Source organism: Reyranella soli (genome assembly GCF_007992495.1).
Taxonomy (GTDB): domain Bacteria; phylum Pseudomonadota; class Alphaproteobacteria; order Reyranellales; family Reyranellaceae; genus Reyranella; species Reyranella soli.
In genome coordinates this window covers 1-14,441 of the sequence record NZ_BKAJ01000089.1, presented here as the reverse complement: position 1 = coordinate 14,441, position 14,441 = coordinate 1, and the positions used below count along the sequence as shown (strand labels likewise).

Annotated in this window: 11 protein-coding genes and 1 pseudogene; 8 read left to right on the top strand and 4 right to left on the bottom strand. The window is 63.4% G+C overall.

Annotated features, from left to right (window positions below; genetic code table 11):
- Window positions 1-136: 136 nt before the first annotated feature.
- The 5 genes from RSO01_RS25045 (at window position 137) to RSO01_RS25025 (ending at window position 6,189) form a co-directional block, all read left to right on the top strand.
- Window positions 137-2,722, top strand: a complete 2,586-nt coding sequence (locus tag RSO01_RS25045; RefSeq protein ID WP_147152535.1) for a CaiB/BaiF CoA transferase family protein — start codon at window positions 137-139, stop codon at window positions 2,720-2,722.
- A 106-nt stretch (window positions 2,723-2,828) separates the two neighbouring features.
- Window positions 2,829-3,074, top strand: coding sequence for a hypothetical protein (locus tag RSO01_RS25040; protein WP_170303335.1), 246 nt, complete (start codon window positions 2,829-2,831; stop codon window positions 3,072-3,074).
- Window positions 3,075-3,509: 435 nt separating this feature from the next.
- Window positions 3,510-4,982, top strand: coding sequence for an amidase family protein (locus tag RSO01_RS25035; RefSeq protein WP_147152531.1), 1,473 nt, complete (start codon window positions 3,510-3,512; stop codon window positions 4,980-4,982).
- A gap of 67 nt (window positions 4,983-5,049) precedes the next feature.
- Window positions 5,050-5,541: a DUF302 domain-containing protein gene (locus tag RSO01_RS25030; RefSeq protein ID WP_147152529.1), complete on the top strand. Its 492-nt coding sequence runs from the start codon at window positions 5,050-5,052 to the stop codon at window positions 5,539-5,541.
- Window positions 5,542-5,574: 33 nt separating this feature from the next.
- Window positions 5,575-6,189, top strand: coding sequence for a TetR/AcrR family transcriptional regulator (locus tag RSO01_RS25025; RefSeq protein WP_147152527.1), 615 nt, complete (start codon window positions 5,575-5,577; stop codon window positions 6,187-6,189).
- A gap of 157 nt (window positions 6,190-6,346) precedes the next feature.
- Here the strand turns inward: RSO01_RS25025 and RSO01_RS25020 are convergent, their stop codons facing one another.
- The 3 genes and pseudogenes from RSO01_RS25020 to RSO01_RS25010 all read right to left on the bottom strand — a co-directional run.
- Window positions 6,347-8,638, bottom strand: coding sequence for a xanthine dehydrogenase family protein molybdopterin-binding subunit (locus RSO01_RS25020; RefSeq protein ID WP_218037449.1), 2,292 nt, complete (start codon window positions 8,636-8,638; stop codon window positions 6,347-6,349).
- Window positions 8,635-9,618: an FAD binding domain-containing protein gene (locus tag RSO01_RS25015; protein WP_147152525.1), complete on the bottom strand. Its 984-nt coding sequence runs from the start codon at window positions 9,616-9,618 to the stop codon at window positions 8,635-8,637. The genes RSO01_RS25020 and RSO01_RS25015 overlap by 4 nt, the downstream gene beginning before the upstream one ends.
- Before the next feature lie 104 nt (window positions 9,619-9,722).
- Window positions 9,723-10,214, bottom strand: a pseudogene (locus RSO01_RS25010) (2Fe-2S iron-sulfur cluster-binding protein); the annotation flags it as partial.
- 790 nt (window positions 10,215-11,004) lie between these two features.
- On the opposite strand from RSO01_RS25010, the gene RSO01_RS25005 reads away from it, so the two are divergent.
- The 3 genes from RSO01_RS25005 to RSO01_RS24995 are packed head-to-tail and all read left to right on the top strand — an operon-like array spanning window position 11,005 to window position 14,166.
- A complete protein-coding gene (locus tag RSO01_RS25005; RefSeq protein ID WP_170303334.1) occupies window positions 11,005-12,027 on the top strand; it encodes a PP2C family protein-serine/threonine phosphatase in 1,023 nt (340 codons plus the stop codon).
- Window positions 12,020-13,102 carry a serine/threonine-protein kinase gene (locus RSO01_RS25000; RefSeq protein ID WP_147152521.1) on the top strand — a complete coding sequence of 361 codons (1,083 nt, stop codon included), beginning with the start codon at window positions 12,020-12,022 and terminating at the stop codon, window positions 13,100-13,102. Before RSO01_RS25005 ends, RSO01_RS25000 begins: the two co-directional genes overlap by 8 nt.
- Window positions 13,099-14,166, top strand: a complete 1,068-nt coding sequence (locus RSO01_RS24995; RefSeq protein ID WP_147152519.1) for a serine/threonine-protein kinase — start codon at window positions 13,099-13,101, stop codon at window positions 14,164-14,166. The genes RSO01_RS25000 and RSO01_RS24995 overlap by 4 nt, the downstream gene beginning before the upstream one ends.
- Before the next feature lie 81 nt (window positions 14,167-14,247).
- Here RSO01_RS24995 and RSO01_RS47525 read toward each other — a convergent pair.
- Window positions 14,248-14,441: response regulator (locus RSO01_RS47525; RefSeq protein ID WP_170303333.1), on the bottom strand; the 194-nt coding region annotated here is incomplete at its 5' end.

Sequence of the window (14,441 nt, the reverse complement as noted above, 5' to 3'; positions counted from 1 at the left end):
CCGTCGGGTTGGTTGATCCTCTTCGGCCGCAGTGGCGCGCTCCTGGCCGTGAGCTGCCATGCTTGCTTTGCCACTTGTCGCCGGGCTGCGACGCGGGCGACATTTCCGGGCAAACAAGGGTCGGGGAGCGAGGCGCATGGCTGACACTGGCCGCAACGAGGGGGCTTATCTCCACGGCATCCGAGTGCTCGAGCTTGCGGACGAGACGGGAGAATATGCCGGCCGGGTGCTCGCAGGCCTGGGCGCCGACGTCGTCAAGCTCGAGCCTCCGGAAGGCGAGACGACCCGGCGAATCGGGCCTTTCCGCGGGGATGTGCCGTCGCCGGAGGAGAGCCTCCATTTCTGGCACTACAATTTCGGCAAGCGCAGCATCGTCGTCGATCTCGACAAGCCCGACGGGCAGGAGTCGTTCCTGCGGCTCGCGTCCGCGGCCGACATCGTGCTGGATGCGCGCCCGCGAGGGTATCTTGCAGACCGAAACCTCGCCTTCGAACGATTGCGCTCGGCCAATCCGCGACTGATCTGTCTGCGGATCAGCCCGTTCGGGGATACCGGCCCGTGGGCCGATTTCAAAGGCAGCGATCTCGTTCATCTGGCGCTGGGCGGCGTCATGATGAACTGCGGTTACGACTCCGATTCGTCCGGCCGCTACGACACGCCTCCGATCGCGCCGCAGATGTGGCACGCCTACCACATTGCCGGCGAGATGAGCGTGATCGCGCTGCTCGGCGCTCTCGCGCACCGGCTGCGGACAGGCGAGGGGCAGCGTCTGTCCCTCAGCATCCACGAAGCCGTCAGCATGAATACCGAGGTCGACCTGCCGAACTGGATATTTTTGCGCCAACGCCACTTTCGCCAGACATGCCGGCATTCGATGCCGTCGACGAGCCTGCCGGCTCTCGTGCAGACCCGGGACGGACGATATCTCCTGCCGTACAAGACCTATCTCCGCGCCACGGCCACCTATTCCTCGGACGCCCTTCGTGGAACCATCGCGGTCCTCGCCAAGCACGGAATGGATGAAGGTCTCGGCAAGCTCGACCAGCTGGACGCGGAGGCGGAAGCCAAGGTCGGCACGCTGGTCGATCGCGTTGCGGCCAGCCTGGATTTCGACGCGGATCTGTGGCGTGACGGCCAGGACAATGGGCTGCCGTGGGCGCCCGTGCGGCGGCCCGAGGAGAATGCCCGCGATCCGCACTACATTCAGCGAGGAAGCTTCGCCGACGTGGCGCACCCCGAGAGCGGGACTTCGTACACGTATGTTGCTGCTCGCTGGTACAGTCCCGACGCACCCTGGACAGTATCGACGCAACGGCCGCCCCGGCTCGGTGAGCACACACGCGCGGTCATCGAGGAGTGGGCGGTGCCCGGAAAGCTGCCGTCATTGTCGCCCGACTGCGGCCTGGCCCGAGGGCCTGCCAAGGCGGGTCCCACAGGCAAGCCCTTCGCGCTGTCCGGTGTGCGCGTCGTCGATCTCGGCTGGATGCTCGCCAGCGCCGGCGCGGGACGCTACCTCGCGGCGTTGGGTGCCGAGGTGATCAAGGTCGAGCACGAGTCGCGCGCCGACGGCATGCGCTTCGGTGCAGCCGCCTGTCCGCTCGGTGGGCGCGCCGAACGGCAAGCGGCCACGGGGACGATCCCGACGCCTCCCAAGGAGGGGCTCAATCGCAGCGGCTCTTTCATGGAGATCAACGCCGGCAAGCTCGGGATATCGCTCGACCTGAAGAAGCCCGAGGGCAAGCGGATCCTGGAGGATCTCATCCGCAACGCCGACGTGGTGCTCGAGGGCTATTCGCCGGGAACGATGGATCGGATGGGACTGGGCTACGATCGCCTGCGCGAGCTGAACCCCGGCATCATCTATCTGCAGCAGTCAGGCTTCGGCCAGCACGGCGTCTATGGCCGGGCGCGGGCCTTCGGCCCGACCGCGCAGGCGTTCAGCGGCATCAGCGACATGTCCGGCTTGCCCGAACCTCGTCCGCCGGCCGGCATCGGCTATTCGTATCTCGACTGGTTCGGTGCGTACAACATGGCGACCGCGGCGCTCGCCGCGCTCTACAGGCGGGCCACGACGGGCCGCGGCTGTCACGTGGATGCGTCCCAGGCGGAGGTCGGCATCTTCCTGACCGGAACCGCGGTGCTCGATCACTCGGTCAATGGGCGCCGCTGGTCGCGATACGGCAATCGCTCGCCCTATCGACTCGCCGCACCGCACGGTGCCTACCCGACACGAGGCGAGGACACTTGGATCGCAATCGCCGCCTTCACCGACGAACAATGGCGGGCGGTCGCCGCCGCGCTCGGCCATCCCGAGTGGCTCGACGATCCGCGGTTCGACGGATTGTCGAACCGGCGCGCCAATGAAGATGCGCTCGACGACCTGATTTCCGGCGCCACAGGCGCTTACGACGGGGCGGACCTCATGGCCCGTCTGCAGGCCGCAGGGGTCGCGGCCGGAATCTGCCAGACGGCCGAGGACCGCTACGAAAGGGATCCCCAGCTTCGCCATCTGGAATGGCTGGTCGAGTTGCCGCAAACCGAGCTCGGCACCTGGCCGGTGAAGGGCTTCCCGGCGCGCCTCGACGGCAGCCCGGCCTACGCCGGCGGGATGCTCGGCCGCTCCGGTCCCAATTACGGCGAGGATACCCAGCGCGTTCTTTCGTCGGTTCTCGGCATGACAGCCGGGCAGGTGGCCGAGTTGCGCGCGGCTGGCGTCGTGTGATGGCTCCGAAGAGATCAATCGGTTGCGCTGATGGATGTGGCTCCGCCCGACTGTCGAGATGATGGCGCGGGGCAACCTCCGTCACCGTTCCCACGTTGGTCGCCCCATGACGGTGAAGCGAGTCATACGGGCGAAACCGGATCCGGCGATGCTGCTGCTGTTGGCGGCCGTCGGAATCGTCGGCCTGCTCGTGGTCCGACGCTATGGCGTCGTGAACGGGCTGCGGACGGTCAATCGCGCTCTCGGCATTGCCCGCATGGTGCGCAGCAGGCCTTCCGCGGCGCAGCCTGCGCGCAAGCGGCCGGCGCGCCGGGTGCGCCCCAAGGTCCTGCGCTTCTCGAGGCCACGATAGCCTTCCTCCCCACGCTCGGCGTGGGGAGGTGTCCGCGAAGCGGACGGAGGGGTCATGGTCAGTCGAGCTTCTTTGTCAGCACCTTGAGTTAGGATCGAACGTCAGGTCGTACTTCTTGCCGTCCTGGCAGGTCGCGTCGTCGACCGCGAACTTGCTGTTGGGATAGGCCGCCGCCTTGTCGTCGTCGAACTCCATCTTGCCGCCGCTGCAGCCGGCTTCCTTCAGCGCGGCTTCGGGCTTTGGCCGTTCCTGGTCCGTGCCCCGTGGTCAGATCGAAGAGTTCGATCTCTAGCCCCAGCGCAGCGAAACGAATTCATGATTTCTGCGCTGCGTCCCATTGAATTACGATCATAAGATAATAATATGATCATAATCATAAGCGCCTGCGACGTTGGGCGGTCCACATGCCTGGGTCACAGCTTTTGCGAGGAAGCAATGAACGACACAACTTCTACTGCCATTGCCGGCCACACGGCGCCGCGTAACGAGCCAGGTGTCACTTCACTCGGGCTTGCGGCGGCCGCCGAGGCGATCCGCAACGGCGACATTACTTCTGAGGCTTACGCCACGGCTCTGCTGCAGCAGGCAAGGGCGATGGCCGACATCAAGTCCTTCATAACCATCGACGAGGACGCCGTGCTCGCCGGCGCGAAGAACGCAGATAGGGCACGCTCGGCAGGGTCAGCGGCGCCCCTTCTGGGCGTGCCGCTTGGCGTCAAGGACAGCTATCTGACGGCAGGTCTGCCCACCAGCTTGGGCCTCGATCGCCTGGCTCACTTCATCCCGCAGGAAGACGCTGATGCCGTCCGTACAATCAAGGACGCCGGCGCCATCGTTTTCGGTAAGAACAATCTGGTGGAAATGTCCTATGGGTTGACTGGCCACAACGAGCGCTACGGGCAGGTGAAGAACCCGCACGCCCGCGATCGCGTAACAGGCGGCTCCTCGAGCGGCTCTGCCGCATCCGTGGCCGCCGGGATCGTACCCGCCTCCCTGGGTGGGGACACGGTCGGCTCGATCCGGGTGCCAGCATCGTTCTGTGGCGTCGTGGGATTCAAGCCAACCACCGGACGTTGGCCGCGCAACGGCGTTGCGCCGATCTCCCATACACTCGACACGACAGGCGCATTCACCCGAAGCGTCGAGGACTGTATTTTGCTGGATCGGGTCGTCACTCGCGAACAGGCTGCGGAGTTCGGCGATGGCGGCTCTGACCTGAAGGGAGCCCGGCTGGCCTTCGCGCCGCGACAGTTCCTGGATCTGGTGGACCCGGAAGTCGAGGCCCGCTTCCGCGAGGTGGTTCAGCGGCTGGAGGAAGCCGGCGCCGAGGTTGTTGAGGTGGACCTCGGCGACGATTTCAATGCCCTCATCCAAACGGCAACGTGGGGCATCTTCGCTCATGAGACGATGGGCGCAATTTCGGAATTCCTTCGCCGCCACGATATTCCGACCACGTTCGACGCGATCTACGAGGGCCTCAAGCCCCAGCTTCATCAAGCGTGGGAGCACATTGTACTGCCGAGCGGCGCAGGCGCTACGTCGGCAGATGTGTATCAGACGGCGCTCGCCGTGAGCCGGCCGGAAATCCAGCGTCGCCTCAACAAGGCGTTTGTCGATCGGAAGGCTCAGGTCATTCTGCAACCGACGACGCCCTGCACGGCGCCTTTGATCGAGGAGCAGGCGACCGTCCATATCGCGGGGCAGGAAGTCAGCTATCTCGCCCTGGCGAACCATACCGTGTCGGCGAGCAGCGTGGGGTTGCCGGGTATCAGCCTTCCCATCGGCTTGTCTCGGGCCGGGCTGCCAATCGGGCTTGAGCTCGACGCCCCGTTAGGAAGCGACCGAAGGCTTTTGAGACTTGCGCGCGGGGTCGAGAGCGTATTGGGCGCCAGTTCGACTGCTATCTGACGCTCCAGCCCCATCGCGTGACGAAGAGCCCGCTACGGACAACGGCAACCGACTGGAGGATCAACGGATGACCAATGCACTGTACTCAGCACGTGCCATCACGGTCGAGCACGTCACCATCAGCTCAACAAAGCCTTTCGAGGACGTTCGAGCCAAGCTCGTGACCTTGGCGCCGCGGATCGACGACGGGATCTTCACTCTCCTGCGATACGGTGAAGGCACGCGTGCACTTCGAGAGTTGGAGGCCTCTCCGCCGCTCGCCATTTTTGGCCAACGCGACCACGGAGCGCTGCTAGCCATTGCTGGGCTGACGTGCCGCGCGATCCAATACGATATCGGAAATCCGCTCACCGCCTCCAAGATGACTCGCCATCGACTATCGGCGGGACTCTATGCGCCCATCCGCGTGTTGCTGCGCGAGGACGCCGCTGGCGTGATCGCCTTCGAATATGATCGACCAGCCTCCGTTTTCGGCCAGTTTGGCAACGATGAGGTCGATGGCGTGGCCCGGCAGCTTGACAGCGACCTCCAGGCCTTGCTGGAAGCGGCTGCAAGCTGACGGCTCCGGCAGTATTGATGGATTGGAGACAACATGCGTTTCGAAAAAGGTCATAAGGCGGCGACCCGGCAGCACATTCTCGAGGTGGCCTCGAAGTCTTTCCGGCGGGATGGCGTCTCCGCCGCCGGCATTGCAGGGATCATGGGCGAGGCGGGCCTGACCAATGGGGCATTCTATGCGCACTTCGCATCCAAGGAGGCTCTGGTTCGGGAAGCGCTGGCGAGCGCACTTGCGGACCAACAACACCGCCTTGAAGAAGACCAGCGGACCGGCATGAATCTGGAGGGCGCGATCAGAGGATACCTAAGTCGCGCCCACCTCGGGGGCCCTGCACGCGGGTGCCCTTCGGCGGCATTGCTCCCGGAAATCGCCCGCCAGCCCTTGAGGACCCGGCAAAGGTACGAGGAGGGGCTGCGAAGCTACGTCTCGGCGTTAGCCGCATTGCTTCCAGATGCAGGTTCGGCAACAAGCGGTCGCCGCGCGACGGCCATTTTCGCCCTCATGGTGGGAACCCTCCAGCTCGCGCGGGCTGTGTCCAATGCTGCCGAGGCTGAGCAGATCCTGGAAGGTGGCGTCGAAGCTGCGCTGCGTTTGGCGCACGCACCGTCTACTCGGCAACGTCGAAAATCGGCTGCGCGGACAGCCTGACCCCGCCCGGCTCCAAGTACCTGAATAATCAAATGCGCGCTTTGGTCAGCACCTTGTAGGTCGGATCGAACGTCAGGTCGTACTTCTTGCCGTCCTGGCACGATCGAAGTCGCCGGCAGAGACAGCATGTTCCGCATCTCAGCCTCCATGGTTGGCCTCACAACAGCTTGTCGAGGGTGATCGGTAGGTCGCGCACGCGCCGGCCCGTGGCGTTGAACACCGCGTTGGCGATCGCCGCCGCCGTGCCGGTGATGCCGATCTCGCCGATGCCGCGCGCGCCGAGCGGCGCCTGCGGATCGGGGATATCGGTCCACATCACGTCGATCTCCGGCACGTCGAGATGCACCGGCACGTGGTACTCGGCCAGGCTGGGATTCATGACCCGGCCGGAGCGCGGGTCGAACAGCGTCGCCTCGCTGAGCGCCAGCCCCAGGCCCATGATGATGCCGCCGCGGAACTGGCTGGCCGCCGTCTTGGGATTTAGGATGCGCCCGCAGTCGAACGACCCCAGGAAGCGCCGCACCCGCACCTCGCCGGTCACGGCGTTGACGCCGACCTCGGCGAACATCGCCGACGTGGAGTGCATGGAATACTTCATCTGCTCCAGCGGCATCGACCCCGTCTCCTCGGCCTCGACGAAATCGCGCTTGGCCCGCCGCAGGATCGAGCCGTAGCTCTCGTGCCGCGCCAGGTCCCTGGCATGGCCGAGGCCGCCATCGCGCGCCACGACCTCGCTGGTTCGAAGACCGCCGAGGGGACTGTCGTTGCCGGCGAGCTTCAGCACCTGGGCGAGCAGGGCATCGGCCGCCGCCGTCACCGCCGCCACGGTGCCCGCGGTCTGCGAGCTGCCGCCGGCCATGGCGCCGGCCGGCAGGTCGCTGTCGCCGTACTCGAACGCCACGTTCTCCAGCGCCACGCCCAGCCGGTCTGCCGCGTGCTGCGCCTGCACCGTGGCCGTGCCCATGCCCATCTCGTGGCCCGCCGTCGACACCGTGACCTGCCCGTCGGCATCGAGCCGCACCCGCGCCTTCACGCCGGGGAAGCGGTAGTAGGGGTAGGTGCCGGTGGCCACGCCCATGCCTAGAAGCCACTCGCCGTCGCGCTGCCGGCCGGGAACGGAATCGCGCCTGTCCCAGCCGAAGCGCGCCGCGCCGTCGGCATAGGCCTTCACGAGGTGCCGCGAGGAATGCGGCGAATGGCTGGTGGGATCACGCTCCGGCTCCCAGCGCCGCCGGAGCTCGATCGGATCGATGCCCATCTCGTGCGCCAGCTCGTCGATCGCGCTTTCCAGCGCGAAGGTGCCGACCGATTCGCCGGGCGCACGCATCCAGGTGTTGGCCAGCATGTCGAGGTCGGCGACCTTCTGCTCCAGCCGCATGCTCCTGGCGGCGTAGAGATGCCGTGCCGGGAAGGTGAACTGCTCGGGGCAGTTGTTGTGTGTCGTCATCGCCACGGTGCCGGCATGGATCAGCGCGTCGAGCCCGCCGTCCCTGTTGGCGCCCAGCGCCACGCGCTGCACCGTCGGCGTGCGGCCGCCGACCAGGCGATAGACGCTCTGGCGGCTCAGCATCATCCGTACCGGCCGGCCCGCCAGCTTCGATGCCGCCGCCGCCAGGATCTGGTGGCTCCACAGTCCCTTGCCGCCGAAGCCGCCGCCGACGAACGGCGACAGCACGCGCACCGCGCCGGGCTTCAGCCCGAACACCTTGGCGAGCGAGCCCGCGGTGCTGCTGATCATCTGGGTGGCGTCGTGCACCGTGAGCTTGCCGTCCGCCCATTCGACGGTCGCCGCATGCAGCTCGATGGCGTTGTGGTTGAGCGGCGGCGTCGTGTAGGTCGCATCGACGCGATGGGAAGCGGCGGCCAGCGCCTTTTCCGCATCGCCGATCGCCAGCACCGCCGGCTCGCCCAGCACCGAATCGGGATGGTGCGCATCGGCCTGTGCCACGGCGAAGTTGGTGACGGCCCCTTCCTCCTCGTAGGTCACCGACACCAGCCCGGCGGCATGGTCGGCCTGCTCCTGGGTCTCGGCCAGCACCACGGCCACGGCCTCGCCGTTCCAGTGGATGCGGTCGTCCTGCATGACCGGCAGGTTGCTGCCGGCCACGCCGTCGCCCTCGCCGAATGCTTCCGGCGCCTTGAGCCGCGGCGCGTTGCGATGGGTCATCACCAGGGCGACTCCGGGCGCCAGCTCGGCGGCCTTCGTCTCCAGGCTCGCGATCCGGCCGCGTGCGATCGTCGAATGCACGACGGCGGCATGCAGCAGCCCCTCGATCGCCACCTCGGCCGCGAACTTCGCCTGGCCGCGCACCTTGAGCGCGCCATCGAGCCGCGATACCGGCTTACCGACGTGCCCGTGCCGGACGCGCTCGTCGTCAGGCCGAGTCCCTGGGACGAGGGCGTCGGGCACATAGCGCAGCACCGTGCGCATGATCCCGGTCACGCTCATGGCCGACCTCCCGCCAGCTGCGAGAGCACGGCCACGATGGTGCGTCTGGCCAGCTCGACCTTGAACCCGTTGTCCCTGAGCGGACGCGCGGAGGAGAGCTCGCCCGCCGAAGCGCGACGAAACACTTCCTCCGACGGCTGTTGGCCGCGAAGGAGGGCCTCCACCGTCCGCGCCCGCCACGGCTTGTGCGCCACACCACCCAGCGCCACGCGCACGTCCTTGATCGTGCCGTCCTCGATCTCCAGCGCCGCCGCCACCGACACCAGCGCAAAGGCATAGCTCGCGCGGTCGCGCACCTTGCGATAGGTCGAGCGCCGCGCCATCGGCAACGCCGGCAGCTCGATCGCGGTGATCAGCTCGCCCGGCCTGAGCTCGGTCTCGCGCTCGGGCGTGTCGCCGGGCAGGCGGTGCAGCGCCTCGAAGGGCAGGGCACGTTTGCCGTCGGCGCCCTCGAGATGCACCGTCGCGTCCAGCGCCGCCAGCGCCACGCAGAGATCGGACGGATGCGTCGCCACGCAGGCATCGGATGCGCCCAGGATCGCATGCATGCGATTGAACCCCTCCAGCGCATCGCACCCGGAGCCCGGCTGCCGCTTGTTGCAGCGCGCGGCATCGTCATAGAAGTAGAGGCAGCGCGTGCGCTGCAGCAGGTTGCCGCCCAGCGTCGCCATGTTGCGGATCTGCGCCGACGCGCCCGCCACGATGGCCCGCGTCAGCATCGGATAGCGCGTCCGCACCCGCCGGTCCGCCGCCAGCGCGGTATTGCTGATCGCCGCCCCGATGCGCAGGCCACCGTCCGGAAGCTCGGTGATGGTGCGGTCGAGCCCGGTGACGTCCACCAGCGCGGCCGGCCGCTCGACACCCTCTCGCATCAGGTCTACCAGGTTGGTGCCACCACCCAGGTAACGGGCTCCCGCGTGAGCGGCCTCATGGATCGCAGCGGCTGCATCAGCCGGCCGCGTATAAGTGAAGGGGTTCATGCCACCTTCTCCTCTTCGCTGGGGGCGCGCCACCCTGCCTCCGCCGAAGCGAAGCCGCTTCGGCTTCGCGCAGGCAGGTCCAGTGGCGCGTTCTTCCCCTCCGCAAACGTCTCCGCAATCGCCGCCACGATCCCGTTGTGCGCCCCACACCGACAAAGGTTCCCGCTCATCCGCTCGCGCAATTCGTCGCGGCTGAGCGCAATGCCCTCGGCGGCAACATCGCCCGTGACCTGACTCGGTACCCCGCGCGCCAACTCCGCCGCCATCCCGACCGCCGAACAGAGCTGCCCCGGCGTGCAATAGCCGCACTGAAAGCCGTCATGCTCGACGAACGCCGCCTGCAGCGGGTGCATCCGGCCGTGGCTGTCCGCCAATCCCTCGACGGTAACTATCTCACGCCCTTGATACTGCACCGCGAGCGCCAGGCAGGCGTTGATGCGCTCGCCGTCGGCCAGCACCGTGCAGGCCCCGCAGGCACCCTGATTACAGCCTTTCTTGGCGCCGATGAGGCTCAGTTGATCGCGCAGCAGGTCGAGAAGGGAAGTGCGCAAGTCGATGTCGACCGAGACCGCACGGCCGTTGATCCAGAAGTCCATGGAAACCTCATATGAGAGCCGAACGGCGGGCTTGCGCGAACGTTCCACGCGAAGGTCTGCAGGCCGTCGCGCTGCGCCGAAAAGATTTAGCACCGTCGATTGCTGGAATTCAGCACTTCGCCTGCGGCCCTTGAGCCACGGCTTCTGCGTCTCGAACAGCTGGCGGATCGTGAAGATCACGAACACCGCGGACCTGGGCGGCACGAAGCAGACCACGATGTTGGCGATGCCGGCGTCAATGTCGTCCTGGGTCGGCGTTTCCGCGTTGCATCTCACGAACCAGGCCTCGAGCGCCGTCTTTCCCTGGAAGATCCGCTGCCGAAGGTCGGCGCGTAGTCGCGGTAGCAGCGCAGGTGACCGGACCGTCGACAGGGCCGGCTCGCGCTGAGCCAACGAAAGCCGCAGTCGACGTCGAGACGCCTCCAATCGGGTGTATGCTAGTGGGGTTCTCGGCGACGTAGACGCATGGATACCTGATCTCGACCGCCATCTGGGATCGTCCCTGATTCAGGGGCACCTATGAGACCGTCATCCGGCTGCTGTCCGCTAGTGGAGGATGACCGCGTTTTGCGCCCGACGAGGAAGTCACAGCTTCGAAAGTGTCAACAGCGCTTCTTTGGCCAAAATGCAGCAAGATCTGTTCAAAATGATCCTTCAGCAGTAGGCTCCTTGTGAGCGCAATACAACTTAATCGTGTACAGTGTGACGCCGGTTCGCCATAATGACGATATACTCTAACGGTCAAGATAGATTGCAAACTCAACTTCGCCGGTGGTTTCATCGTCGCGACTTGCGCAAACGCGCAGTTCGGCGAATCGATGGTCTGCCACTAGCACTCGGAACAGATACAGGGGTTGCTAGGAAAGAGAATCAGGATCGAGTTGGCGTTCTTAAGGTGCAGATTAGCCGAGAACGTTCCTACCTAGCTGTCGCGTTGTGTGATGGCATGGGCGGGATGGTAGACGGCGCCGGCTGCGCTGCTCTCGCGATTGCGGTTTTCTTTTCGACGTGCATCCGCGAGCGGCAAATTCCTCTGCAACAACGACTTTACATTGCGGCAAAGAAAGCGAATGACGCGGTTTTTGCAGAATATGAGGGGCGCGGCGGAGCCACATTGTCGGCGGTGATCGTGGAGAGCAACGCGTCGGCTGCTGGCATAAACATCGGGGACAGCAGAATTTACAATTTCCAATCATCGCTGGAGCAACTTTCAAGAGACGACACCTTAGCGGGACAGTTCAGCGGCGACAGGAACTTTGTAGAGAGACGCAATGAACTCCTGCAGTATGTCGGGATAGGAGATGCGATTGAGCCGCACATCGTTGCAATTCCAAGAAATGCAACAACGTTGCTCCTTACTAGTGATGGAATTCATTTCTTAGACCAGCGAACTATTGAACGGGTCATCGAACTCGCGGGTGATCCGCTCGCCATTGCGCAACGGCTGTTAGACATTGCGAACTGGACTGATGGTCGCGACAACGGAAGCATTGCGGTCGTGAACCCTCGTCAACTTGGTGGAATTACTCATGACGATGCAGGCACGATCGGACTGTGGGATGCTTTTGGGGAAGTTCAGATCATTGGAACCGACAGACTTGACGCTTTGCAGCCGACACCAGTTTCGCCGCATGGGGCCGAGAACGGAAACGAGTGGGTAGACACTAAGGCTGAACAAAGAAGCCGCCTTCGCGGCTCAAAACAGACGAAGAAAGTATCGAAGAAGCCAAAGAACGAGCTCAAACAAAAGAAAGACGCACCGCCCCGGCCTCAATTGAAGATTAAGTTCGATCGAGGCGAGGATAATGGCTAGGTCAACGAAGGCCAGATTTGTACTGCCCACGCGCTATAAACCAGAAGGAGCCGGCTCAAGCGGAGGTTTCGGCCATGTGACTTTTTGCCGGGACCTTCATCTAGACAGACTTGTGGCCATTAAGTTCATTCAGGACCCCGCAGAAAGTCGCCGCTTGAAAGATGAGTTTCAGGCGCTCTTGACCCTTCGGTCAAAGCACGTTGTTCAAGTCTACGACTTGGTTCCTGGTCCAGAAGATACAGTCGGCATCGTGGAGGAATTTATCCCAGGCAAAGATCTATTTGAGAGCGACATTCCAAGCTCATTGAACGAGTATCTGAGGGCTATCTGGCAAATCGCCTCGGGCATTGCGGACATTCACGAAGCAAAGATTATTCACCGAGACATCAAGCCCAACAATATGAAGTTCGATGGCGAAGGCATCATAAAGATCTTTGACTTTGGACTGGCAAGGGCGGAAGGGGCCGAGGCGGTCACCAAGAATTTCGTGGGCACGCGCGGTTTCGCTGCTCCCGAACTTTACGGGACCAATACGGTGCCCTTTTCGCGGGCGGTAGACACCTACGCATTTGGAGCAACGGCGCTCTATCTCGCCACACGCAACCTGCCGAAGAACATACTGCAGCAACCTCCTTCGGCTTTGGCGGACGGCACTTTTAGAGGACTTAATTTGGGACTTCGGTCATCGCTGGCGGACCTGTTGCAAGCCACGATGGAGCACGATCCCGCACAACGGCCCTTGATGTCTACCATTCGCGATAAGATAGCTCGGCAACTCCTTCGTGGAAAACATCAAGCACTAACTGTTCTCAATGGAAAGGCGTCGTATCTAAACGCAAGGAATCGAGTGGTGAAGCTTGAGTTGCCTAGCGTTGGGAAAATTGAAATCTCGTACGATATGTATCGTTTCAAGGTAACTGCGGTCAGCGGAGAAGTAGCCATCAACAATAAGCCGGTTGTGGTTGGGCAAGAGATTCCTGGATCTTGTGTGGTGGCCCTGGGCGGTGGGCATCGTCAGTGGTTTCAAAGAGCTTACGTAACTTTCGATGTCTCCCATCCAGAGGTAGTGCTGTGAAGGGGCCACATAAGAAAAATGAGATCGTCAGCGGTCGCTATCGAATTGATGGCTTTTTGGGCGAAGGCGGCATGCAGTTTGTCTACCGGGCGCATGACCTGATGCTGGATCGTCGCGTTGCTCTAAAGACGCCAAAAAACGCGTCGGCCGAGAAGCGCTTCCATCGCAGCGCTATTGTAGCGGCTAAGGTAAATCATCCAAATGTCGCAAAGACGCTCGACTACTTGGACGTAGGAGATAGGGCGTATCTAGTGGAAGAGTACGTGAGCGGAAGTGATCTCGGTCAAGCACTGCTCGGGCACGCACACTATATCGATCCGTATTTGGCGGCGCGTGTTTTCCACCACCTGGTCAAGGGCCTTGCCGCATCGCATCACGTTGGCGTTGTTCATCGTGACCTGAAGCCGTCAAACGTCATGGTCGGTGGAGGATTTCAACTCCGAGCGATTAAGATTACGGACTTTGGTATCGCCAAATTGGCGGATGAAGAACTGACGCAGGCCGCGGAAGGAGGCAGCGACTCTATTACAAGTTCGCGAACGGCTGTTGGTGCCCTTCCTTACATGGCCCCCGAGGCCATTGAGACACCCCGAAAAGTGGCACTTAGTGCTGACATCTGGTCCATCGGCGCGATGATGTACGAGTTGGTGAGCGGGAAGCCACCCTATGGGACTGGATTGAAAGCCGTTCGTGCCATTTTGGAAGCAAAGCCGCCGGAGTTCCCGTCCTTCGTGACCTCGAATGCCCAGTTCGCGCCACTATCAAACTCGCTGTCGGACCTGATTCTCAAGTGTCTAGCCAAGGATGCGCAGAAGCGACCCACGGCAGATCAACTTGTCGGACAATGTAGTCAGCTCTACTACCCAATGGTGGAGCGTCACGTCGGAACGATTCGAACTATTCGGCACAACGCTTGGGGGTTTATTGCTGTTGATGGCACTGATGTTTTCTTCAATTTCGACAGCGTTTATGGCGCAAGGCCGGGATTGAATGACCGAGTAATGTTATCAAAGTTCCCCGGTGGCGGCGCTCATCGCGCGCATCCAGTGGTCAAATTGCGCTAAGGCCACGTCGTCCTTGCCATTCCTCAGTCACGGCCCAGGTAGGCCCGCGTCGTCTTGGTCGCGAGAAGAGCAAGGGCGCGCTTATGGTGCGCGCTCCTCCAATATCTCCCGCACCTTGTTCGCAAACGACGACATCGCAAACGGCTTCGCCAGCACCGCCATCCCCGGCTCCAGATGCCCGTTGCCGACCACGGCGTTCTCGGCATACCCGGTGATGAGCAGGATCCGGAGTTCCGGCCGCAGCTGACGCGCCGCGTCGGCGAGCTGGCGGTCGG

What these genes read in the sequence shown, in the direction of transcription:
- RSO01_RS25045 (WP_147152535.1), top strand. Translation starts at nt 137, where the DNA reads ATGGCTGACACTGGCCGCAACGAGGGGGCTTATCTCCACGGCATCCGA.
- RSO01_RS25040 (WP_170303335.1), top strand. Translation starts at nt 2,829, where the DNA reads ATGACGGTGAAGCGAGTCATACGGGCGAAACCGGATCCGGCGATGCTG.
- RSO01_RS25035 (WP_147152531.1), top strand. Translation starts at nt 3,510, where the DNA reads ATGAACGACACAACTTCTACTGCCATTGCCGGCCACACGGCGCCGCGT.
- RSO01_RS25030 (WP_147152529.1), top strand. Translation starts at nt 5,050, where the DNA reads ATGACCAATGCACTGTACTCAGCACGTGCCATCACGGTCGAGCACGTC.
- RSO01_RS25025 (WP_147152527.1), top strand. Translation starts at nt 5,575, where the DNA reads ATGCGTTTCGAAAAAGGTCATAAGGCGGCGACCCGGCAGCACATTCTC.
- RSO01_RS25020 (WP_218037449.1), bottom strand. Translation starts at nt 8,638, where the DNA reads ATGAGCGTGACCGGGATCATGCGCACGGTGCTGCGCTATGTGCCCGAC.
- RSO01_RS25015 (WP_147152525.1), bottom strand. Translation starts at nt 9,618, where the DNA reads ATGAACCCCTTCACTTATACGCGGCCGGCTGATGCAGCCGCTGCGATC.
- RSO01_RS25000 (WP_147152521.1), top strand. Translation starts at nt 12,020, where the DNA reads ATGGCTAGGTCAACGAAGGCCAGATTTGTACTGCCCACGCGCTATAAA.